Genomic DNA, 23111 nt, shown 5'->3' on the forward strand with positions numbered 1-23111 from the left:
TGTTGAGCTAAATATAGCGGTTTTTATTTAGAGTTGATAGAGGCGCGCAGCATTTTTGTAACTCAAATGTTGCCATGTAAGATCATCGCTACATAGGCTTCGATAATGTTGCCATAACTCATTGTAGTTAATGTTAATTTGGCACACGGGGAAGTTGCTGGCAAACATCACTCTTTGCATACCAAAATGCTTTAAAATATGTGTAAAACATTGGGTTTGCTGCTCGCTATTAAGCATGAGTAATTCAAAGCCTGAAAACTTCATCGCAACATTAGACTGTTGTGCGAGTAATTCAATGGCGCGTTGCCAGTTAGCAAGGTTGTGTGCAAGCCCTGCGTGATTAATGATGATTTGTAAGTCACTAACTTGGTTGGCATAAGAAATAAGTTGCTCGGTGATGTTGAGGTTTTCTATTTCAAATTGCGCTTCAAAATGCAGTTTTAAGTGGCTCAAGTGGCGCAGGTTATCGAGACAATGAGGGCTCAATAAGCGCGTGGCATCATGACCTTCAGTGATATCTCTAATGCCGATAAGGGATGAATGTTTTAGATATTTAAGTGCTAGTTTAAATGCGTTATTTGGCTGGTTAATTGTTGCAAAGCTAATCGCTTTGTAAGGTAGCCTTTTTATATGCTTTGCTAACCAGTTTAATTCATTAATAGGTTGCTCATTATCAAAGCCAGCTTCTATATGCACTAAACCAACGAGTTCAAAGTCCGTACTTTTGATTAGTTCAGCAACGCTAATCGGTTGTTTTATTTTATCTAAGTTAGGCCAAGCGGGTGGGTTAGCACCTTGCAGCCAGGTGTATTGACCCTCCAGCAAATTAAAAAAATGCACATGCGGGTCAATAATTTTAGTACTCATTGCGCTGTGTAACCGCCATCAATGCGTTGCAAACTGCCGGTAATAAAGCTGGCTTCTGGACTTACTAAAAAGTTTACCAGTGCTGCAACTTCATCGGCTTGGCCTAAACGATTAAGTGGTTGTAAAGCAGCTTCTTCGGCAACAATATCTGCCTTATTTGCGCCACTTTTTTTGCAGTATGCATCAATCGCATTATGAAATAACGGTGTTTCTATGGTGCCAGGACACACGGCATTAGTGCGAATATTAAAGCTTGCGTAATCTAAGGCGGTGGTTTTAGCCATCGAAGCCAGTGCATGTTTAGTCAGGTTATAAGCAAATGAATTTTGTTTGCCAATAATGGCCTGATCTGAGGCAATTAACACAATAGCGCCATCTTGCTGTGCTTTCATGGCTGGTAATACGCTTTGTATAGCCGCGTACGCACCTTTAACATTCAGTGCCATTAACGCATCGAATGTCGCTTCATCGGTTTGCTCAATTGTGGCACTTAGGTGCTTGCCAGCATTTGAAACAAGTACATCAATGCGTTGTGTTTTTTCAATAATAGCCTGTATACACTGGCGTACGGCGGTTACATTACTAACATCACATTGATGAAAAACACCACTCTCACTGGGTTCAATATCTAGGTTATGAACCTGATAGCCGCTCGTTAATAATCGCTGAACCACAGCAAAGCCTATGCCTTTAGAGCCACCGGTTACTATTGCAACTTTTGACATACTTGTTCCTTTAATTAGCAATTAATGTGCGTGGCCGCAACCACCTTCAGCATGAACATGGCCGTGAGAAATCTCTTCGTTTGTTGCTTCTCGAACTGAGACAACCTCAACATCAAAAGTCAGTGTTTTACCAGCAAATGGGTGGTTTAAATCACAATCAGCATTAAAGCGGCCTACTTTTACAATGGTTACTTGGTGGCGACCTTGGTTTGATTGCACCATAGCAGTCATGCCTGGTTTCCATACTTTTACATCACCTTGAAGGTGCTTAAGCGGAATGCGCTGAATTAAGTCATCAACACGCTCACCGTATGATTCACTTGGAGATAACGTAACGCTAAATTTATCACCAGCGGCTTTACCTTCAAGTGCGGTTTCTAAACCTGGAAGCATGCCTTTGCTGCCGTGAATATAACTTAATGGCGCGTCGTTTAGGCTGCTTTCGATTTGTTCACCCGCTTCGCTTAGGGTGTAATGAAATTCAACGGCCGAATTTTTACTGATTTGCATGCTTGTCTCTTTGAGTTTTAAATTAATTAAAGGCAATTTTACGCGAAATACTGCGCTTTAGAAACTTAACGTGGATGATTTAATGTATTTTGTAAGTCGAGTAACAGGTCTTTTTTCGCCGGTGTAGTTTTAGGTGTCGCGGCTTGAGGTATAAATAAAACCAACTGAGTCCCAGGTTTTAATACGCTTGAGGCAGATAATTTATTCCAACGCGCTAAATCGCTATGAGCAACGCCGTATAACTGACTTATATTCCAAAGGTTATCACCGGGTTTTACGTGGTAATCTACCTCGATGGTTGGAATGATTTGCTCTTTTTGTTCTAGATAAGGGCTTATTTTATAGTTAATAGTGAGCGACTCAGGCAAAGTTTGCGGCTCCCCTAAAATAAGCTTTTCGCCAACGCCAATAAAGTTATTTTTCTTATTATTGAGCTGTTTTAATACTTCTAAAGGCAAGCCAAAATGCCTAGCAATACCGTACAGCGTGTCATTTTTCTTAACGATGTATTCGCCTGCAAAATTGGCTTTAAAAAAGCGGTTTTTTAATAAAGCTTGTTGCTCTATAGGTAATAACAGAGTGTGCGGTCCATGGGGAGAGCTTTGATTTTTTAAATAACCCCGATTAAGGGCATGCAGTTGTTTGGCGCCCATGCCAGAGAGCTTGGCCATAACTGAAAAATCAAACTGTTTTGCCACATTTAGTGAGGTAGTCAGTGCTTTATAAGGAAGCTTTGGCCGTTTAAAATTTGCCTTAGGGTGTTTCACTAAATAGCTCAGTGCTAATAGTTTTGGTACATAGTCTGCGGTTTCTTTTGGCAGTGTTAGTGCCCAAAAGTCAGTTGATTTACCTCGTTTTTGATTGCGTTTTATAGCGCGCTTAACTCGGCCTTCACCGGTATTATAGGCCGCAAGTGCATGTAGCCAATTACCATCAAAACGTTTATGTAAATAGCTTAAATAATCAAGTGCCGCATCGGTTGAGGCTAATACATCCTGGCGTCCGTCATACCATTGATCTGATTTAACCCCAAAATGATGCGCGGTTGCTGCAACGAGTTGCCACACTCCCACAGCGTGCTCGCTTGAGCGTGCGGTAGGTCTAAAGCCACTTTCTACAAACGGTAATAAGGCGAGCTCCATCGGCAAGCGCTTTTGCTCAACTTTTTTTACAATATGGTATAAAAAAGGCGCTGCACGTCGAGACACTATTTTTAAATAATTAGGCTGTTTTAAATACCAGTTAATGCGTTTTTTTAACGCCTGATTTTGCTCAACCGGTAAATGTAAGTTATCAGCAATATGTGCCCATAACTCTGTGGGTTGAGCTATTTCAGGGGCTTTGGCTGTGGCTTTTTTATTAATGACTTTGTGAGTGTTTTTAGAGGTCGGCGTATTTGATAATGCCGGTTTTGACTCTACAGGTGTGGGAACTGCAGGCGCAATGATCTCTGGCTGAGTGGTTTTACAGCTGCATAGCAATACAATGGCAAAGCATAAGATCAAGTGACGCATTTTGTTCCTTTTTAAAAAATATATTTCCATATTTTAACACAATCCATTGTGTTCAGTTATTGACTGTTTTTAGCGCGAAGTAATCCCGATTGCAAAAATAAGTGACTTGATTTTATATCAAGTGGTTCTTGTTGATAAGGTTTTAGTGCCTCACTAGGGAAGTTTTTTTGTAATTGCTCAATACTGGCTTCAGAGTTGTTTTTAACATGCTCCGTAATTGCTTCTAAAAACGTGAGTGACTGTTTTAGTTTAACTTTATTGACTAAATCGCCATGTCCAGGAATAAAAAGTGACAGCGTATTATTATTTATATATTTTTTTAATAAGCGTTGCCATTGCTTAAGCTCGCCATGCCCAGGGTAAGGTAACCAATCGATGATATCACCACCAATTAAGGTTTTACCTTTGTCGGCAAGTAGTGTTAGATCGCCATTGGTATGTGCCTGATGCGGGTTTATAGTGAGTGTATAGCCACCTAAATCTAACGTTTTAGATTCACTAATACTCATTTTTGGTGGTGTTAATTGATAGTCTTGCCAGCGAAATAAGCGCTTTTTAGCGCGGGTAAGCTTTTCTCGCCATTGAACTTGCTCAGCATCGGGTAAGGTGGCTAATCGTTGATAGCTCAGCTCAATGCTTTTCTCGAATCCCTCTAGCTTGTCTGTTAAGGCTTGCTGGTAAAGCGAAAAGTCGTTAGCGACTTGTTGATGAGTAATAAGTTTTGCGTCTGGGAAGTAATGCTGCATAGCCGCCATCCCCAGTAAGTGATCGTCATGAAAGTGGGTTGCAACTAAATAACACAAAGGCGTCTTTAGACGTTGTTTTAGCTCGGTTACCAGTTGTTCTACCACCGCAAAGTTACCACTGGCATCAACGAGTAATGCACATTCACTGCCTTCAATTAATACTTGGTTAGAATCGTAAAAACGAAGTCTTTCAGGTTGCTTAAGAAATTGAATATTAGCTGACAACGGTTGCCACTCAATTGCTGCCTCGCTTTTTGTTTGCATAAGCAAGCAAATTAAAGGCAGTAAGCACTTACCTATTTTTTGAGTTTTACTTAAAAATGGTTGCATCTTTATTTCTAGCTGTATTTTTGACGGTAAAAACAATAAAAGCGCAAGATGCGCTTTTATTTAGTGTGCTCAGAGTTCGAGCTTAAGTATTGACTCAATTTATCAATCAGTTGATCTTGATATTCAAGCTCAACTGATTTTTGAGTTTTCGCTTCAAGCAATTCGTGGCTTAAATTTAAGGCAGCCATAAGTAATGCTTTTTGATCGTTTCTGACTGTTGAACGTTGTTTCATTTGTTCAACTAAATCATTCAGATTTTTGGCGGCCGCTTTTAGTGCCTCTTCTTGCCCCGCAGGACAAGCAAATTGCTGCTCTTTACCAAGCAATTCAACAGTGACTCGCTGGTTTTGCAGCTCAGACATTAGCTTGCCTGTTGCGCGCTTTGTAATTTATCTAACAATGATGACAAGGTGGTACTTGCATCTTTTTGTTTTTCTTCATTTTCAAGGGCTTCTAACTGCAATAACTCATTTTCATCAAGTAGCTTGCTGTTTTGCTCTTTAAGCTCTGTAATATCAGTTTGTAACTGATTATTACGGGTAATTAGTTGGTCGATCAGTTGTTCGAGTTGTTGAAGAGTGTTGTTGTTCATAAATGCGCTCATATAACTGTAATTAATGTCATGCAAATGTAAAGCAAAGTGTGTTTATTTGCCAGCATTTACGCTGGTTTTAGGTGATTTTTATTCTATGTTAAGGGATAATTCACGCTATTGGCTTTTTCATTCAGAAGCGGTTCACGTAAACCCCCGCTTTTGCTGGTATCGACTGTCAAAGTAGTGTGCTTATGGTTCACTGATTTTATTAAATAGCGTATGGTGAAAATAAATAATGCTTAGTTACAGACACTCCTTTCATGCGGGTAACCCTGCTGATGTACTTAAACATTTAGTGTTAGCGCAAGTACTGGGTTATCAAACAATTAAAGATAAGCCGCTTGACTATATTGATACGCATTCGGGGGCTGGTTTTTTTGAGCTTGCTGCACCTGACGCGCAAAAAACCCAAGAGTACCAAGATGGCATTGAAAAACTGTGGCAATATACTAGCCAACACAGTGCCTTAAATGACTACATTGAGCTAATAAAATCATTTAATGAGAGCGCATCGCTGGCGTTTTACCCAGGCTCACCAAAAATAGCCGAGCACTTTTTACGCCGTCAAGATAAGGGCTGGTTTTTTGAGCTGCATCCGCGAGATTTAGTCTTACTTGAAGAAAACATGCAAGGTAAGCGCTCTATTCGTGTACGCGGCGAAAATGGATTTGCAGGCTTAATTGGTTTGTTACCGCCAGCTTCGCGCAGAGCCTGTGTGTTAATAGACCCACCTTATGAAATAAAAGACGATTACAATACGGTAGTACAAACCATTGTTAAAGCGCATCAACGCTTTGCAACAGGGACTTACATGATCTGGTATCCGGTTGTGGACAGAGAACGTATTGATAATATGGAGCAGGGTTTAATTGACGCGGGAATTAGAAATATTCAATTATTTGAATTAGGTACCGAAGCCGATACTGATGTACATGGTATGACTGCCTCTGGAATGATAGTGATAAATCCACCCTGGAAATTAAAACAAGCAATGGATGACGTGCTACCTGAACTAGTAAGTTTGTTGAGTAAGCCAAGTGGCTTTTATCGCAGCGAGCAGTTAGTTGCCGAATAAAAATAAATAAGCCCAGTTTAACTGGGCTTTATCGTGATCTGCTTAGGTGCGGAGTATTGTTACGCTTAGTTAAAAGTAAACAGCGTTAAAGGTTGCAAGTTGCTTGCCTGCCTCATTTTGTAATACTAATTTTTCACCGTTAATTTGCCATTGCGTTGCTGCTTGCAGCACACCCGCCATGGCGCTTTCTTGTTCCATATTTTCATGACACATTTTTTGCGTGGTAGCTAACTGCGTAAAAGTAACCGTTTGCTTCGATACTTCATAACCGCCATTAAAGTTATTGCACCCTAAAAAACCGTGCACAGTGTTGTCACTATTAAATTGAATAAATGGCTCTTTAGTATTCACTTCAACGGGATTGCCGTCGATTGAAACGGTTTTGAAGTAGGTATTTACTAAGTCAACGTCTGGCTTTGGCGCTACTTTTGAAACAATAATTTCTAAAGGCTCTGATGAGGCCGTATTAGCAAAAGGCGAGTTACTTGTTGTGCTGGTGTATAGTAAGTTTCCTTGATTATTAATGGTTGCGCGCACGCTGTAGCGATGGGCTGGATCAATTTTTTCAAGGTTGTATTCAAGCTCTACTTTATACGGAGGTGCGCCTACTAAATCAATTACCTGCTCAGAAATAACGGTTGCTGCTACATCCATTTTTGACACATCAACCAAGGTAATGGTTAGCTGTGAATTAGGCGCTAATAGGCTGCGATCTAGGTAGCTAACTTGTACTGGTAGAAAGGCTGTTGTTTGTTTCACAGCACTATTTTGCTGTGTGGTGTCATCGTTACATGCGCTAAGCATAAGAGTGCCACTTGCTAAAAAACATAGGCCTGCAACCGACTTTAAGATTGCGTTTGGCTTTGGTGAGAACATAACAGTTCCTAGATATAATTACGGATATAAACAATAGCATACGGCTAAGTTACTTAATCATCGCTTAACTTGTAAATACAGCCAATACAGAAAGTTGAGATATAAAAAAAGACGCTAGGCGCCTTGATTCGTTACTTATTTTTTAACGTATTTAGTTAAAATTACAATACGTTGTCCATCAACACGCCCTTCAATATGTTCTGGGTTGCTGGTTAAGCCAATATTGCGCACAGCAGTACCGCGCTTTGCCGTTAAGCTGCTACCTTTCACATCTAAGTCTTTTATTAAGGTGACGGTATCGCCAGCTTGTAGCACTACGCCATTACTATCAATGTGTTTAATATCATCATCTTCAGCAAGCGCTTGCTGAGCCCATGTTAATGTGTCTTCTTCAAGGTAAATCATATCAAGTGCGTCTTGTGCCCAGCCATTATCGGCTGCTAGTCGTATCAGCATGCGATAAGCAACAACTTGTACCGCCGGTGTTTGGCTCCACATGCTGTCATTTAAACAATGCCAATGAGTAGGAGTTAAATCGCGGGTGCCCTCAATTTGATCTTTACATGTTTGACAGGTGTAAATGCATTTATCTGAATGAGCTTCGGTAACTGGAGGTACTTCGTATACAGTTAAGTTATCTGTTGCTGCGCAGAGTTCACATTTATTGTTGCTACGCTCTATTAAGGCTTGTTCAATGCTCATATTAGGGGCTCTTGAGAGTTTATAAAAAATTTATAAACACATTATACCTTATAACCATAACCTTTGGGTATGCTCAGAGCGGCTGATAGCAGCAAAACCTTATAAAAAATAAGGTTAATAAAGGTTTTTTATTTTATGAATATAAATTGTAACTCTTCACCAAGACAAACTATTTTCTAAGGATCATTTTTAGCTATTTGCTGATCCTGCCAGTATGCCAAGCTAGAGCGATTACCCTATCGCTCTAGCTTTAATGAATTTAAACAGCATAAATATCACTGAAATAGTTGAGCAAACTAAAATTCAGTTACAAGAAGATAAAACACTCAGTGGCACTGGTAAAGTCATCGGGCGCAGAAGGTATCATCAAAGCGGCATTACAAAACCCGCATCAAACTTTGCATGTTGATGAGACTGGCATTAATATTGGCGGTAAACGGTGATGGCTTCATGGTGCATCAACGACTTGGTGGACTTATTTTTATCCTCATGAAAAAAGAGGAAAAATAGCGATGGATGAGGGCGGTATTTTACCGCACTTTACCGGTGTGCTATGCCATGACCATTGGAAGCCATATTATCAATATACCCAATGCCAACATGCATTATGTAATGCTCACCACATCCGAGAATTAGAAAGGGCTTGGGAGCAAGACGGCATGCAATGGGCGAAGGATATGCAAACCTTACTTAAAGAAATGAATAAAGCTCAAATAGATAATCCCGACCTAGATAAAGGGGCTAAACAGAAATATCGTGATCAATATCAAAAAATATTGCTTCAAGGTGACGTTAAATGTCCACCACCAGATAAAAATAGTCGAGTGAAAGGTCAGCGAGGCCGATTAAAGCGAACCCAATCCCGAGTATTATTGGAACGACTAAGAGATTATCAAGATGATGTTTTACGTTTCATGATGAGAACTGGCGTGCCATTTACCAACAACCAAGGCGAGAATGATATTAGGATGACCAAGGTTCATCAAAAAATACCGGGGTGTTTTAGAAGTAGGCAAGGAGCTGAAATGTTCTGCTTGCTGAGAAGCTATTTATCGACTTGCAAAAAACAATATGTATCTGTAAGCCTAGCCCTTGAGTTATTATTCAAAAATCAGCTGCCTGATATATTCATTTCAGATGAGGCTGAATAGTTACAAAAGCTTTTTATTTTAGGCTTAGTTGCTTGTTTTATATTCGAATTAAAATTGCAGCAAGTCTTTAAAGTTTCACTATACTGGTTAGGTATAACAATAAAATAACGTTTACATCACTGCAAAACAGGAAGGGTAATGCCAAATAATCCAGACGTAAAAAATTCATCTATTTTGGTCACTCAATATATTGCTAGGCAACCCATTTTTCATGCAGATAGAAGCATTTTTGCCTTTGAGTTACTTTATCGCGATTCAGTTAATAATGCCTTTCCTGCGGGAACAACCGACGGGCAGGCCACTGGGCGACTTTTTTTTAATGCGTTAATGCTGGTTGGGGTGGAAAAGCTGGCGCTTAATCAGACCGTGTTTATAAACCTATCTAGCGAAGGGCTTTTAGAGGATTTACCTACATTATTGCAGCCTGAAAATACTGTAATTGAAATTGTTGAGCGTACTGAAAATATCGAGCTTGTTACTCAACGAGTAACTGAGCTAAAAAAAGCAGGGTATGTATTTGCGTTAGATGATTATGACGCGCATAAAAAATGGCAACCTTTGCTCAATTTGGTTGATTATATAAAGCTTGAAGTAGAAGAGCCTATAATAAAAACCACCATGCTACTTAAAAAGCTCAAACGCAATCACCCTGAGGTTAAAATAGTGGTAGAGCGAATTGAAACCTATGACGAATTTAGGCAGCTTAAAGAGGCAGGGTGCGATTACTTTCAAGGATTCTTTTTTGCACAGCCAGAAATGCTCAGTTACGGTAATGTTGAGCCGTTAAAAATGGCGGTTTTTGATTTATTGCGCTGCACATCTCGTCCTGACTTGGATTTTAATGAAATTAATCAACGTATTTCTAAAGATGTGGGTTTAACCGCACGTGTTCTCAAACTAGTTAATGCTCGCTCTGCTAATAAAAATTTAGTGATTACGTCAATTCCACAAGCGGTTGTGTATTTAGGGGAAGATTCTATTAGAAAGTTTGTACGAGTACTGGTGCTGAGCGAACTTGGCTCAGACAAGCCTAGTGAACTTACTCGTTTAGGCTTATGTCGAGCGCAGTTTATGCAAATAATTTTAGAGCCTGGCGGAAAGATTATTGCAGAGCAAGGTTATTTAGTCGGCTTGATGTCGGTGCTTGATGCTATTTTAGATATGGAACTGGAAGCTATTGCCAAAGAGTTTAGTTTAGGGGCTGAATTATCTGGTGCACTTTTAAGTTTTGAAGGCATGATGGGTAATTCATTGCATTTAGTCAAAGCGGTAGAAGAAGATAACTGGCAAATGGCTAAAAAGTTGTTAGAAACTATTCGCCCAGCCTCGAATATTGAGACCGTATTTAGCGCCATGTTGGATGCACGCCAGTATGCGGATGAGTTATTAGCCACCATTATTGAACAAGACTAACGCAAAGCGTTTGGGTATGATTGGCACATATTGATTTTACTTAGTACAACAGCATGCGTTTATTTTTACCTATCACGACTATTTTAATAGCCTTAGCTTTATTAATCCCCGGGGTGACTCAGCCAGTGCTGAGTATGGAAGGCAAAATTGATAAATCTAAACTTGCTCAAGCCGGTATTGAAATGCTGGCAGATGAAGGAAATCAAAACACCCGCAATATGCTAATGATGATCTCGAGTATGTTGGGATTAGACAAACTTGAAGGCGAGATCAGCGCTTATCAAAAAACGCGCAGTATTTGGGGCACCGTCAACGAACTGGCCGATAACAAAAACTACTTAGTGGCGATATTAGTGGCGTTTTTTTCAATAGTGATCCCAACAATTAAGCTGCTACTTCAATTGTTTTATTGTGCACTGAAGGAGACTTCATTTAAGTACAAGCTTGGTAAAGTGATAATTGGCTTAAGTAAATGGAGTATGGTGGATGTGTTTGTTATTGCATTAATCGTGGCTTACATGGCTGGTAATGCAAACGCGAACTCAGAAGACTTACTAAATATGCATGCTGAGTTTGGTACTGGTTTTTGGTATTTTACCGGCTATTGCCTGTTCGCTATTGCGGCTAGTAGCTTGATAAAGCCAGTGGTAAAAACCAGTTAATTATTGAGTTTTAAACGCAGTTACCATAAACTTTAAATGTCTATTTATTATTAGGTTAATTCATTGTAACGTATTTACTGTATTTTACTCACGCTAACTTTGTTACTCACTTTTGTGGGTCAAGCCGTTGCGTCTGTATCTATGGTATGTGATGTGCCGCATATGAACATGGCAACCCATGCATCGATGCAGCATAGTGAAATGGCGATGAGTGACGACACTGATACAACAACCATGTCTATGGATTGCTGTAGTGAGCAAAGCACGTTAAGTCAAGATTGCAGTTGCCCGATGAGTGCTTGTAATTCGCATTCGGCCTTGCATGTAAACTCGCTATTTATAGCTTCCAAATTACCCCCTGAAAAAGTGCACCTTGCTGTCATGCAGCGCAAACCTAATTTTGCACGATCTCTTTATCGCCCTCCTATGCCTGCATAACCGCAGGATAGGTGTGTTTAAAATCTAGTCATTTAGCTTTTTGTCATCTATCTGCTTAAAAAATTAATCGTTTTTTATTTTTGAATTTTAAGTGGAGCAAGTGATGAATCACTTCGCAGTATTAAAAGCTGTTTTTGTGAGCAGCTTATTGAGCATTAGTCTCTCTGTACACAGTGCTGAACTGAGTTTAAATGAGGCAATTAACTATGCCTTAAACCATGAGCCTTGGCTTAAAGCCAGCAAACAAAAACAAACATCAATTGAAGCAAAAAGTATTGCCGCAGGTACCTTACCTGATCCGGTACTCACGCTAGGGTTAATGAACTTACCCACTAATGGTTTTGCTTTTGATCAAGAGAATATGACCCAATTTAAAGTAGGAATTAGCCAATCGTTAAGCCGAGGCGATAGTTTAGCATTGCAGCAAAAAGCACTGTCTCAGTCGGCTGCGGCAGAGCCTTGGATTCGTAAAGATAGGCTCGCGCAGGTAAAAACCACAGTGACCGAGTCATGGCTCAATGCGTTCAGAGCGCAGCGAACTATTGCACTTATTGAGCAGGACAAAGCCTTGTTTACTCAGCTAATCGATATTACCGAATCAAGTTATGTAAGCTCGGTGGGTAAAACACGCCAGCAAGATATTATTCGTGCGCAATTAGAGCTAACCCGCCTTGAAGATAAACTAATGCAACTTGATCAACAGCTTAAAGGTGCTAAAAAGCGGTTAACACAATGGTTGCCCATCGACATGCTAAGCCAGCCTGTTGGTGAGGACTTTTCACAGGTTTCAGCGTTAAAAAACTACACGGAGTTAGAGTTTCAGCAATTAATGGCATTGCTATTAAAGCACCCCGCTATTATGGCGATTGATAATGCAATAGAGGCAAAGCAAACTCAAATCAGTGTGGCTGAGCAAGGCTATAAACCGCAAATTGGTGTGAATATGGGATATGGTTATCGTGATGATATGCCAATGGGGGGCTCGCGAGCAGACCTTTTCTCTGTGGGAGTGAGTATCGATTTACCGCTATTTACCGACAATCGCCAAGATCAACTCGTTAATGCCGCGATTGCTGATAGCGAAGAAGCAAAAACTCAAAAATTAATTGCCCTTAAAAAGCTACAAGGAATGTATTTTAAGGAAGTCAGCCAATTAACACGATTAAGTCAGCGAGCAGCGCTCTATAAAACTAAATTATTGCCGCAAATGGCCGAGCAATCCCAAGCGACCCTTAATGCTTTTACCCGCGATGATGGTAATTTTTCGGATGTGATGCAAGCGCGGATCAGCGAATTAAATGCCAAAATAGACGCACTTAATATTCACGTTGATCAAAAAATTATTATTGCACGGTTAAATTATTACGCCAGTGCTGATGACGCCAGCTTAAAGAACTTAACACAGCAGGAGCTAACCTATGAATACTAATTTAAAATTGTCATTGGTGGCTATATGCAGTGCAGCGCTGACGGCCGGGGTGTTATTGAGCTTGCCAGCTGAGCACACTATGCCAAGCGATAACAAAACCAGTAGTAAAAAAGAGCCGCTTTATTGGGTGGCACCAATGGACAGTAATTATCGTCGTGATGAACCGGGTTTATCACCTATGGGTATGGATTTAGTGCCTGTTTATGAAGAGTCAGACAGTGGTGAAAATGAAGGCCCCGGCAGTGTTAAAATTTCACCTACCGTGATTAATAACTTAGGTGTACGCACGGCACCGGTGGAGTTTGCAGTGCTGGAAAATGAAGTCAACACGGTAGGCTATGTACAATATAACCAAGATCAGCTCATTCATATTCACCCGCGGGTAGAGGGCTGGGTAGAGACATTGTATGTGAAGGCCGCGGGCGATCAGGTTAAACAAGATGAGCCACTTTATACCTTGTATTCACCGCAATTAGTCAATGCCCAAGAAGAGTTTGTTTTAGCGTTAAAGCGCAATAATCCGGTGTTAATTCGTGCGGCTAAAGCACGTTTAAAATCGCTTAATGTGTCTGAGGGTTTTATTTCACGCTTACAAAAAAGTCAGCAAGTGCTACAAAATATTACTTTTTATTCTCGCCAAGGTGGCGTTGTTGATGAGCTTAATATTCGTGAAGGGTTTTACGTTAAACCAGATACATCAATGATGAGTATTGCTCAGCTTGATGAAGTGTGGGTTGAGGCTGAGGTATTTGAACGCCAAGCTGAGCTGATCCGTGTTGGCTTACCGGTAACCATGACACTCGATTATTTAAGTGGTCAACGTTGGCAAGGGCAAGTTGATTATATTTACCCTACTTTAGATGCTAAAAATCGTACTTTACGAGTGCGTTTGCGCTTTAATAACCAAGGTCACCAGTTAAAACCAAATATGTTTGCGCAAGTGAGTATTCATAGCCAAAAAGCTGAAAAGCAGTTAATTGTGCCTAAAGAGGCGGTTATTCGCACTGGTAGCCAAAACCGCATTGTAATTGCGCTTGGTGAGGGGCGTTTTAAATCGGTTGAAGTAACCTTAGGGCGAAGCGATGCGACTCATACTGAGATTTTATCGGGTGTTATGGCAGAAGATGAAGTGGTTACTTCTGCGCAGTTTTTAATTGATTCAGAGTCGAGTAAAAGCTCTGACTTTAAGCGTATGCAAGCACCTTCGCACAGCACAATGACAATGAGTGATAGTGCCCCAAGTATGGCTACTGTGAATGGAGTGATTAATAGCATAGACCCTAGCACGCGAGTTATGAATATTAGTCGTGAGGCGATTGAAAAGTGGGGGCGCGGACCTGCAACTATGGACTTTGTGTTAGCAAAAAATGTAACCATTGAGGCGTTTAAGCTAAATGATGAAGTTACATTTACCTTTAGTATTGAGCAAGGTGAGTTTGTGATCCATACAATGACTTCTGTGCATGCTATGCACAGTCAGCACGAGTAGGAGTGGTTATGATTACAGCAATTATTCGCTGGTCTGTTGTAAATCGTTTTTTTGTACTGTTACTGACCGCTATATTGATTGGTGGCGGCTTGTATGCTGTAAAAAACACCCCAGTAGATGCCTTACCCGATTTATCTGATGTACAGGTTATTGTTAAAACATCTTACCCTGGGCAAGCGCCGCAAGTAGTGCAAGATCAGGTTACATTTCCTATAACCACGGCGATGTTATCGGTACCAGGGGCGCAAACAGTACGCGGTTTTTCGTTTTTTGGTGACTCCTATGTGTACGTTATTTTTGACGAAGACACCGATTTATACTGGGCACGAAGTCGTGTTCAAGAATATTTAAGTCAAGTATCTGCGCGTTTACCTAATACGGCAATTGCAGAGCTAGGCCCCGATGCCACAGGAGTTGGTTGGGTGTATTTATATGCACTCACTGATACCACAGGTAAGCACGATATTAGTCAGCTACGCAGTTTACAAGATTGGTTTTTAAAGTTTGAACTGCAAACTGTGCCCGGTGTATCCGAATTAGCATCGGTAGGTGGCATGGTGAAACAATACCAAGTTAACGTACAGCCCGATAAGTTACGTGCCTATGGTATTCCGCTAAGCCTTATTCAAACTGCCATTAAGCAAGGCAACCAAGAAATGGGGGCATCAGTTGTTGAAATGGCAGAGGCCGAATACATGGTTACCAGCACTGGTTATGTAAAAAGTGGGCTGATTTAGAAGCTATTCCTTTAGGTATAAACGCTAACGGTACTGCACTACAGTTACGTGATGTTGCTAATGTGCGTTTAGGTCCTCAAATGCGCCGTGGTGTTGCCGAGCTTAACGGCGAAGGCGAGGTGGCTGGTGGCGTAGTAGTGATGCGCTTTGGTGAAAACGCGCAAAAAACCATAGAGCTCGTCAAAGCTAAATTGGAGTCACTTAAAAAAGGCCTGCCTGAGGGGGTTGAAATTGTACCTGTGTACGATCGCTCTCATTTAATAAAAGACGCTATTGATAACCTTACCTCTAAACTGATGGAAGAGCTGATTGTAGTGGCATTAGTGTGCGTGGTGTTTTTATTCCATGTACGCTCATCGTTGGTGGCTATTATTACCTTGCCTTTAGGCATACTCACCGCCTTTATTATCATGTATTGGCAAGGGATTAATGCCAATATCATGTCATTAGGCGGGATTGCTATAGCGATAGGTGCCATGACAGATGGTGCGATTGTGATGATTGAAAACATGCACAAACACATGGAGAAAAAGCCGCTAACAAATGAAAACCGCTGGCAAGTGGTGATTGATTCTGCCAGTGAAGTAGGGCCTGCATTATTTTTTAGCTTATTAATCATTACAGTTAGCTTTATGCCGGTGTTTATTTTAGAAGCTCAAGAAGGGCGAATGTTTGCGCCATTAGCGTACACAAAAACCTATGCAATGGCGGCTTCTGCCGGCTTAGCAATTACCTTAGTACCCGTACTGATGGGGTACTTTATTCGCGGTAAGGTGATATCTGAAAATAAAAATCCGGTAAACCGTTTACTGGTAAATAGTTATAAGCCACTGTTAAATATGGTCTTAAAGTTCCCCAAAAGCACCTTGTTGGTGGCACTGATTATTACTTTAGTGGGCCTTTATCCGGTAAATAAAATAGGCAGTGAGTTTATTCCACCTCTTGATGAGGGGGATTTAATGTATATGCCAACCACTTACCCTGGGATTTCTATTGGTAAAGCGCGCGAGCTATTACAGCAATCCGATAAGCTGATTGCCACTGTGCCCGAGGTAAAAACCGTATTTGGTAAAATTGGACGAGCGGAAACGGCAACCGATCCGGCACCACTGACCATGATTGAAACCTTTATACAGTTTAAGCCTAAAGATCAATGGCGCGAGGGCATGACCACCGAAAAGCTCAAACAAGAGCTGGATGCTTTAGTAAAGTTCCCAGGACTCACAAACGCTTGGGTAATGCCTATTAAAACGCGAATAGATATGCTGGCTACAGGGATTAAAACCCCAGTGGGTATAAAAGTCGCGGGGCCTAATTTGAATGAAATTCAAAAAATAGGTCAACAAATAGAGGCACTGCTTAAAGACTTTCCCGGTACGGCGTCGGTTTACTCAGAGCGAGTAGCGGGTGGGCGTTATATTAAGGTCGATATTAACCGCGAAAAAGCAGCGCGTTATAGTTTAAATATTGCAGATGTGCAGCAAGTGGTCGCAACCGCCATTGGGGGAATGAACGTGACTGAAACGGTTGAGGGTCAAGAGCGATACCCAGTTAATATTCGTTATCCGCAAGCGTATCGTGATTCGCCAGAGGAGTTAATGCTACTGCCTATTGTAACCCCTGCTGGGCAACGTATTGCACTTGCCGACGTGGCTGATGTATACATTAGCGATGGCCCTCCTGGCATAAAAAGTGAAAATGCCCGTTTAAATGGCTGGAGCTTTATTGATATTAAAGATACTGACATTGGCAGCTATGTAGAAAGTGCTCAGCAGTTACTAAACGAGCAGCTAATTTTACCCGCAGGGTATTCTATAACTTGGGCAGGGCAATACGAATATATGGAGCGCGCTAAGGCCAAACTGAGTTATGTGTTGCCGCTTACCTTAGCCATTATTGTGGTACTGCTTTACCTGAATTTTAGAAGCTTCACTGAAGTCTTTATTATTATGGCGACATTACCACTGGCGATGATAGGGGGTATTTGGCTCATGTACTTAGAAGGCTTTAACTTCTCTGTTGCTGTGGGGGTCGGCTTTATTGCCCTTGCTGGGGTGGCCGTAGAAATAGGCGTTATTATGTTGGTGTATTTAAACCAAGCGTATAAAGCGCAGGTAGAGGCCGCCTCTCAATTAGGAAAAAGCATGAGTATTGAGCAGCTTAAGCACGCCATATTAGAAGGCGCCGGTTTGCGCGTTCGCCCTGTAATGATGACAGTAGCAACCATAGTGATTGGTCTGTTACCGGTGTTATATGGCACAGGCACGGGCAGTGAAGTAATGAGTCGAATAGCCGCCCCTATAGTTGGCGGTATGTTTAGCGCCATTGTTTTAACATTGCTGGTATTGCCTGCTGTGTATTTATTATGGCGAAAGCGAAACCTATAATTTTTACACTGGTTGTGTAACTTGTACTGTAAAAATCAGTGCAAGTTACCCAAACTTAGTCTAGCCACTGATTTTATTATATTTTTTATTGGCATGATTCACGCATCTATTTAATCATTAGGGTTAAATAGTAAGGAACGCACATGCAAGTTAAAACAATCCAAGAAGTGTTCGATTGGACCGTCCAGTTTCACACACAAATGGCCGCTAATTTTTTTAGTATAAGGGATTTACTCGGGGAACATAACAAACAGCTAATTGATTATTGTGTAGAGTATGAAAAAAAGCTCGCTGAGGATTTGATTGGCTTTAAAGCCATCACGCAAATAAACACTTTAGATACGTATTGTTATGAATATTTTTCAGAGAACTCAGAAATCATTAACTTTACTGATTTAGATCGCAGTAACCAGTTAGATGAGCAAGTAATTCAAGAATATTTATCAAAGCAGCATCAAAAAGTATTGAACGCATATAGTTATTTGGCTGATAAAGCACAATCACCTGAGGCTCAAGAAAAACTAAGTGAGCTGTTGCAACTTGAAGAGCAAGGATTAAAGCAAATGATACAAAGTATTAACCGCCACGCCGACATGTAGCACTATGTGTTATTTGTCGCTGATTAATACCGCGATTGTATAATTGATATAAAAAGCAAATATAAAAAAGGCGCTGTAATTAGCGCCTTTTTGTATTGAAAATAATAGAGCACATTTAACTTTGTTCAACATCAACCATTAAGTCACTCGTAATTGACTCAAGAGCGTTAATTACTTCGTCTTTGTTAAGCCCATTAGGCAGGCTAACGGTGGCAACGGCACTAAAAATTGGCACCCCCCAGTTTGGCGCACTTTGCTGCCTAGAGTTTAAGTTCGTAATATTAGCGCCTTTATGACGAATAACATTTGCCAACTCTTGGACAATACCGGGACGATCGTTCCCGGTGATCACAAAATTAAGCTGCTCGAGTTCAACAGGCTCAATTTCGGTGTTGCCTTTTTCAATGCGGACATCTAATTTAGGAAGTCCATTAAGCGCATCTTGAAATGCCTGTAAATGCTCTTCAGCCACCTCAACTTGTATAATGCCAGCAAAGTGGCCAAGTAAATGACTTAAATTACTGCTTAACCAATTACCGTGGTTTTCCAATATAACCGATGAAATACTTTCTACTAAACCGGGGCGATCTTCCCCTATAATGCTTATTACCAACTGCTTCATAATAGTTCTCTTTTTAAGCCCAAATGAAAAAATAAATGCATAGGCATTAAGTGATGCGATCTAATGTATGTGATTCTTAATGTATGTAAAAGCTAACCACAAAAGGATTGTTATATTAGATGCCCATTGAGTATTGTCTTGGATAAATAGTTTGTCCAATTAATAATTGATTTAGTTTATTAATAACACATAAATAAATACAATTATTTAATAAAACAATACGTTAATATTATTTCGTGGTTCCAGTAAAGAATTATTACGACTGTAACATTACTGTCACTTTGATGAAATATAATGCGCCCAACGTTAAGATATAAGGGTGTTTTGATGACTTCAAATCCGAATAAACCGACTTTTAATACGGATCGAAGCCGTCTATTTAAAGACCGGTTTGCTAAGTTTGGCATAACCGCAGGCGGTATAATGGTATTGATAGCACTGCTATTGATCTTTTTTTACCTTCTTTATGTAGTGCAGCCTATTTTTGAGTCAGCTAAAGTTGAAAAGCGCGCTAGCTTTAATGTTGCTAATGCTGAGCAAATAGTTGGGCTTGGTGTTGAAGAACAAACTGAGGTTGCTTACTTACTTGATAATCAAGGTCAAGTTAACTTCTATAGTGTTGATAAAGCAAACTTTGGTAAAAAACTAAAAACACTTAATGCCACTTTACCTGCGAAGGTAACCAGCTTTGCAAATAGTGCCCCTTTTCAAGGTCATTATGCGTATGGCTTAGAAAATGGCACAGTGATAATTGTAGCGCCTAAGTTTTTAGTCACCTTTCCTAATAATGAACGTAAGCTAACTCCGCGTTTAGGTTATCCACCGGGTGAGATGGCACTCGAAGTTGATGAGCAAGGTGCTGCTATTAAGCGTTTTGCCTTTAGTCATTATGAGGACAAAACAGCCGTTGTGGCACTTACCGCCGATAAACGTGTGGTATTTAGCAGCTTTGTAGCCGAAGAAAATATGTTTACCGGTGAAGTCGAATGGCAAGTTGAACGTACCGAATTGAACATTGATGGTCGCGTAGATGAGTTATTAATGTCGCCGGATACCACCCGCACATTTGTTCGCTCTGCTAATCAAATTTACGTATTCGATACTCGCTACCCAAGTGAAGTAGAGCAAATCCAATTATTATCTGCTAACGAAGAAAACGCTAATATCGTGTCATCACAATTATTAGCTGGCGCAAACTCACTCATGCTGGCCAATGATAATGGTGAAATATCGCAGTGGTTTGAAGTAAACACTGACTCAGGTCGCGAGTTTCAAAAAATTCGTTCGTTTGAAACCACTAAGCAAAGTAAGTTAAATATTTTTACTGAGTTTTACCGTCGCACCTTTTTCACAACCGGTCAAAATGGTGAGCTAGGTGTTTATTACACAACCAGTGAAGCAAAGTTGTGGCAAGGTAAAGTCAGTGAAGGTGCAATTGAACAGTTTGCTATTGCTCCGCGTTCAAATGTCGCGCTGATTTTGGCTGATAACAAGCTAACGGTATTAGAAATTCATAACGAACACCCAGAAGTAACGTGGTCAGCGCTTTGGCAAGAAGTATGGTACGAGGGTTACCCTGAGCCGGGTTATATTTGGCAATCAACGTCTGCAAGTGATGATTTTGAATCTAAGTTCTCACTGGTACCAATTTCATTTGGTACTTTAAAGGCTGCTATGTATGCAATGTTATTTGCTGTGCCTATTGCTATTTCAGCCGCTATTTACACCGCTTATTTTATGTCGAGCGAATTACGTCGCGTGGTTAAGCCGACCGTTGAAATAATGGAAGCTCTGCCAACGGTAATACTCGGCTTTTTAGCTGGCTTGTGGTTAGCGCCTTTAATTGAAGAGCACCTGCCGGCTATTGTTGGCTTACTCGTATTACTACCATTAGGTATTTTAGCAACCGCTTTAGGTTGGACTAAATTACCTGCAGCTATTCGCCATAAAATTCCTGAAGGCTCACATTCAATTTTATTAATTCCTGTGGTGTTATTTATTGGTTGGTTGTCATTTGCGATGAGCGAAAGTATTGAACTGTGGATGTTTGATGGCAATGTGCGTCAATACCTAACAAATGAATTAGGCATGACCTTCGATCAGCGTAATTCATTAGTAGTGGGTATTGCGATGGGCTTTGCAGTTATTCCTACTATCTTCTCAATTGCGGAAGATGCGGTATTCAGCGTTCCTAAGCATTTATCGAATGGCTCGTTAGCATTAGGTGCAACGCAGTGGCAAACGCTAATTCGCGTGGTGTTACTAACGGCTAGCCCAGGTATTTTCTCTGCGGTCATGATGGGGTTAGGTCGCGCCGTAGGCGAAACCATGATTGTACTGATGGCAACCGGTAATACGCCGATTATGGATTGGAGTATTTTCCAAGGTATGCGTACCTTAGCCGCTAATATTGCCGTCGAAATGCCGGAGTCGGAAGTGGGGAGTTCGCATTATCGAATTCTATTCTTAGCCGCCTTTGTATTATTCATATTTACCTTTATTTTCAACACCGTTGCTGAATTTGTTCGTCAGCAGCTGCGTGAAAAATATAGCTCAATGTAAGTGGAGAAACACGACATGGTAAAACAGTGGTTTAAGTCTGGTTCTCCTTGGATTTGGATGACCGGTGGTGCCGTCAGCATCAGTTTAATTTCAGTAATTGGTTTACTCGCCATGATTGCATGGAAGGGATTAAGCTTTTTTTGGCCATCTCAAGTTATGCAATATGAGCTTGAAGGCTCGGTTACTAAACAAACCGTTATTGGTGAAATTTACGACCGTGAATTAGTACCTAAGTCGCGTTTAGCGGCAACCGGTATTGATGTTTCTAAATTTGAAAAAGACGAGGTTGAGCGTTTACTAATTAAAACCGGTAACCGTGAGTATGTAGATTTAGACTTTCGCTGGATACTTGAAACTGATATTACACAAAGCTCAGCACCAAAAGCACTCGCGGTATTTGAGCGTAGCAAAAACGGTAACTTTTACGGTTATGTAGAATCAGTAATTAAAGACGGTGAAACAATAACTACAGATAAAGTTGAAACATTACATGATCTTGTAGAGCGTGCGGTTGACTTGAATGACGAAGCACTGGATTTACAAAATGGTGATATTGGTCATATAAACTACGAGTTAGAGCGTTTACGTTTACAGGAAAAAGCCTATTTGCTTGATAACGAGCTAACTGATGAGCGCGTAGCTGAACTTGCTCAAGCCCGTGCTGATTTACGTGCGCAATATGGTGAGCTTGAAAAAGAGTTATTTGCACTGCGTAACCAAGCTAAACGTGACCAAGTAACTGTGAAAGATATGCGTGGTGAGATTGTTACTATCCCGCTTTATCAAGTGTTGGATGTATGGTTTCCAAACGACATGGGCTTTTTTGCTAAACTAGGCCATTACTTTGTGCAGTTAGGCAAGTTTGTTTCAGATGACCCACGAGAAGCGAATACCGAAGGCGGTGTATTTCCTGCTATCTTTGGTACGGTATTCATGGTGATGTTAATGGCTGTGATTGTGACGCCATTTGGTGTGGTTGCCGCCATTTATTTGCATGAATATGCAGCTAAAAACGCAATTACTAAAATGATCCGTATTGCGGTTATTAACCTAGCGGGTGTTCCGTCAATTGTATATGGTGTATTCGGTCTAGGTTTCTTTGTGTATATGGTAGGTGGCAGTGTTGACCAACTATTTTACCCAGAGTCATCGCCTACGCCTGTATTTGGTACACCCGGTGTGATGTGGTCGGCACTCACCTTGGCTATATTAACTCTGCCTGTGGTAATTGTGTCAACCGAGGAAGGTTTATCTCGTATTCCAAGCACAGTACGTGATGGTTCATTAGCACTGGGCGCGACTAAGGTAGAAACGTTATGGCGAATCATTATTCCTATGGCCAGTCCTGCTATTATGACGGGGTTAATTTTAGCGGTTGCTCGTGCTGCGGGTGAAGTTGCACCGCTTATGCTGGTGGGTGTAGTAAAAATGGCACCAACGTTGCCGCTTGATGGTAACTTCCCTTACATACACTTAGATAGAAAGTTCATGCACTTAGGTTTTCATATTTACGATGTTGGCTTTCAAAGCCCTAACGTTGAAGCGGCGCGTCCGCTGGTATATGCAACGGCCTTTTTGTTAGTGTCGGTTATTATTACCCTTAACATCACCGCCATTGGTATACGCAACCATTTACGTGAAAAATTCAGATCGCTTGAGCATTAATTTAGTATAGGTAACAA

At 40.9% G+C, this 23111-nt stretch carries 20 protein-coding genes and 2 pseudogenes; 12 read left to right on the top strand and 10 right to left on the bottom strand.

What is annotated here, in order from left to right:
• Positions 1-27 precede the first annotated feature (27 nt).
• The 7 genes from CWC30_RS06470 to CWC30_RS06500 form a co-directional block, all read right to left on the bottom strand.
• Entirely contained in the window at positions 28-867 is an 840-nt protein-coding gene (locus tag CWC30_RS06470) for an amidohydrolase family protein (protein ID WP_138626687.1), read from the bottom strand.
• A complete protein-coding gene (locus tag CWC30_RS06475; protein WP_013466010.1) occupies positions 864-1592 on the bottom strand; it encodes an SDR family NAD(P)-dependent oxidoreductase in 729 nt (242 codons plus the stop codon). The genes CWC30_RS06470 and CWC30_RS06475 overlap by 4 nt, the downstream gene beginning before the upstream one ends.
• A 21-nt stretch (positions 1593-1613) precedes the next feature.
• Positions 1614-2102, bottom strand: a complete 489-nt coding sequence (locus tag CWC30_RS06480; RefSeq protein WP_138626688.1) for an FKBP-type peptidyl-prolyl cis-trans isomerase — start codon at positions 2100-2102, stop codon at positions 1614-1616.
• Positions 2103-2167: 65 nt separating this feature from the next.
• Positions 2168-3616 carry a transglycosylase SLT domain-containing protein gene (locus CWC30_RS06485; RefSeq protein WP_138626689.1) on the bottom strand — a complete coding sequence of 483 codons (1449 nt, stop codon included), beginning with the start codon at positions 3614-3616 and terminating at the stop codon, positions 2168-2170.
• A 56-nt stretch (positions 3617-3672) separates the two neighbouring features.
• Positions 3673-4692 (bottom strand): MBL fold metallo-hydrolase, encoded by a 1020-nt coding sequence (locus CWC30_RS06490; RefSeq protein ID WP_138626690.1) that lies wholly within the window; start codon positions 4690-4692, stop codon positions 3673-3675.
• A 56-nt stretch (positions 4693-4748) separates the two neighbouring features.
• Positions 4749-5054, bottom strand: coding sequence for a cell division protein ZapA (locus CWC30_RS06495; protein WP_013466007.1), 306 nt, complete (start codon positions 5052-5054; stop codon positions 4749-4751).
• Entirely contained in the window at positions 5054-5284 is a 231-nt protein-coding gene (locus CWC30_RS06500) for a hypothetical protein (RefSeq protein WP_008113449.1), read from the bottom strand. The genes CWC30_RS06495 and CWC30_RS06500 overlap by 1 nt, the downstream gene beginning before the upstream one ends.
• A 238-nt stretch (positions 5285-5522) precedes the next feature.
• Here CWC30_RS06500 and CWC30_RS06505 point away from each other — a divergent pair, with 238 nt between their 5' ends.
• Positions 5523-6362, top strand: a complete 840-nt coding sequence (locus tag CWC30_RS06505; RefSeq protein WP_138626691.1) for a 23S rRNA (adenine(2030)-N(6))-methyltransferase RlmJ — start codon at positions 5523-5525, stop codon at positions 6360-6362.
• Positions 6363-6431: 69 nt separating this feature from the next.
• On the opposite strand, the gene CWC30_RS06510 is transcribed toward CWC30_RS06505, so the two are convergent.
• Both CWC30_RS06510 and CWC30_RS06515 read right to left on the bottom strand, forming a co-directional pair.
• Entirely contained in the window at positions 6432-7238 is an 807-nt protein-coding gene (locus tag CWC30_RS06510) for an META domain-containing protein (RefSeq protein WP_138626692.1), read from the bottom strand.
• Between the two features lie 135 nt (positions 7239-7373).
• Entirely contained in the window at positions 7374-7940 is a 567-nt protein-coding gene (locus CWC30_RS06515) for a PhnA domain-containing protein (protein ID WP_138626693.1), read from the bottom strand.
• A 287-nt stretch (positions 7941-8227) separates the two neighbouring features.
• Here CWC30_RS06515 and CWC30_RS19225 point away from each other — a divergent pair, with 287 nt between their 5' ends.
• From CWC30_RS19225 to CWC30_RS06555, 9 genes and pseudogenes are all read left to right on the top strand, one after another.
• Positions 8228-8383, top strand: coding sequence for a hypothetical protein (locus CWC30_RS19225; RefSeq protein ID WP_502704748.1), 156 nt, complete (start codon positions 8228-8230; stop codon positions 8381-8383).
• A 12-nt stretch (positions 8384-8395) separates the two neighbouring features.
• Positions 8396-9091 (top strand): annotated as a pseudogene (locus CWC30_RS06520) (IS66 family transposase); the annotation flags it as partial.
• A 138-nt stretch (positions 9092-9229) separates the two neighbouring features.
• A complete protein-coding gene (locus CWC30_RS06525) occupies positions 9230-10504 on the top strand; it encodes an EAL and HDOD domain-containing protein (RefSeq protein WP_138626694.1) in 1275 nt (424 codons plus the stop codon).
• A gap of 53 nt (positions 10505-10557) precedes the next feature.
• Positions 10558-11166 (top strand): paraquat-inducible protein A, encoded by a 609-nt coding sequence (locus CWC30_RS06530; RefSeq protein WP_069439788.1) that lies wholly within the window; start codon positions 10558-10560, stop codon positions 11164-11166.
• A gap of 99 nt (positions 11167-11265) precedes the next feature.
• Positions 11266-11604 carry a hypothetical protein gene (locus tag CWC30_RS06535; protein ID WP_249929836.1) on the top strand — a complete coding sequence of 113 codons (339 nt, stop codon included), beginning with the start codon at positions 11266-11268 and terminating at the stop codon, positions 11602-11604.
• Positions 11605-11707: 103 nt separating this feature from the next.
• Positions 11708-13033 carry a TolC family protein gene (locus CWC30_RS06540; protein WP_138626696.1) on the top strand — a complete coding sequence of 442 codons (1326 nt, stop codon included), beginning with the start codon at positions 11708-11710 and terminating at the stop codon, positions 13031-13033.
• On the top strand, positions 13023-14522 hold the full coding sequence (locus CWC30_RS06545) for an efflux RND transporter periplasmic adaptor subunit (protein ID WP_069439790.1): 1500 nt from the start codon (positions 13023-13025) through the stop codon (positions 14520-14522). Before CWC30_RS06540 ends, CWC30_RS06545 begins: the two co-directional genes overlap by 11 nt.
• Positions 14523-14530: 8 nt before the next feature.
• Positions 14531-17646, top strand: a pseudogene (locus tag CWC30_RS06550) (efflux RND transporter permease subunit).
• A gap of 143 nt (positions 17647-17789) precedes the next feature.
• On the top strand, positions 17790-18245 hold the full coding sequence (locus CWC30_RS06555) for a hypothetical protein (protein ID WP_138626697.1): 456 nt from the start codon (positions 17790-17792) through the stop codon (positions 18243-18245).
• Between the two features lie 115 nt (positions 18246-18360).
• Here the strand turns inward: CWC30_RS06555 and CWC30_RS06560 are convergent, their stop codons facing one another.
• Positions 18361-18867, bottom strand: a complete 507-nt coding sequence (locus CWC30_RS06560) for a glycine cleavage system transcriptional repressor (protein WP_069439792.1) — start codon at positions 18865-18867, stop codon at positions 18361-18363.
• A gap of 327 nt (positions 18868-19194) precedes the next feature.
• Between CWC30_RS06560 and CWC30_RS06565 the strand changes: the two genes are divergently transcribed.
• Positions 19195-21429: an ABC transporter permease subunit gene (locus CWC30_RS06565; RefSeq protein ID WP_036980289.1), complete on the top strand. Its 2235-nt coding sequence runs from the start codon at positions 19195-19197 to the stop codon at positions 21427-21429.
• A 15-nt stretch (positions 21430-21444) separates the two neighbouring features.
• The gene (gene pstA, locus CWC30_RS06570) at positions 21445-23094 is read left to right on the top strand and encodes a phosphate ABC transporter permease PstA (RefSeq protein ID WP_138626698.1); all 1650 of its coding nucleotides are present in this window, start codon (positions 21445-21447) and stop codon (positions 23092-23094) included.
• Positions 23095-23111: the final 17 nt, after the last annotated feature.

The sequence above is a fragment of the Pseudoalteromonas sp. S4741 genome, assembly GCF_005886135.1.
GTDB lineage: Bacteria > Pseudomonadota > Gammaproteobacteria > Enterobacterales > Alteromonadaceae > Pseudoalteromonas > Pseudoalteromonas tetraodonis.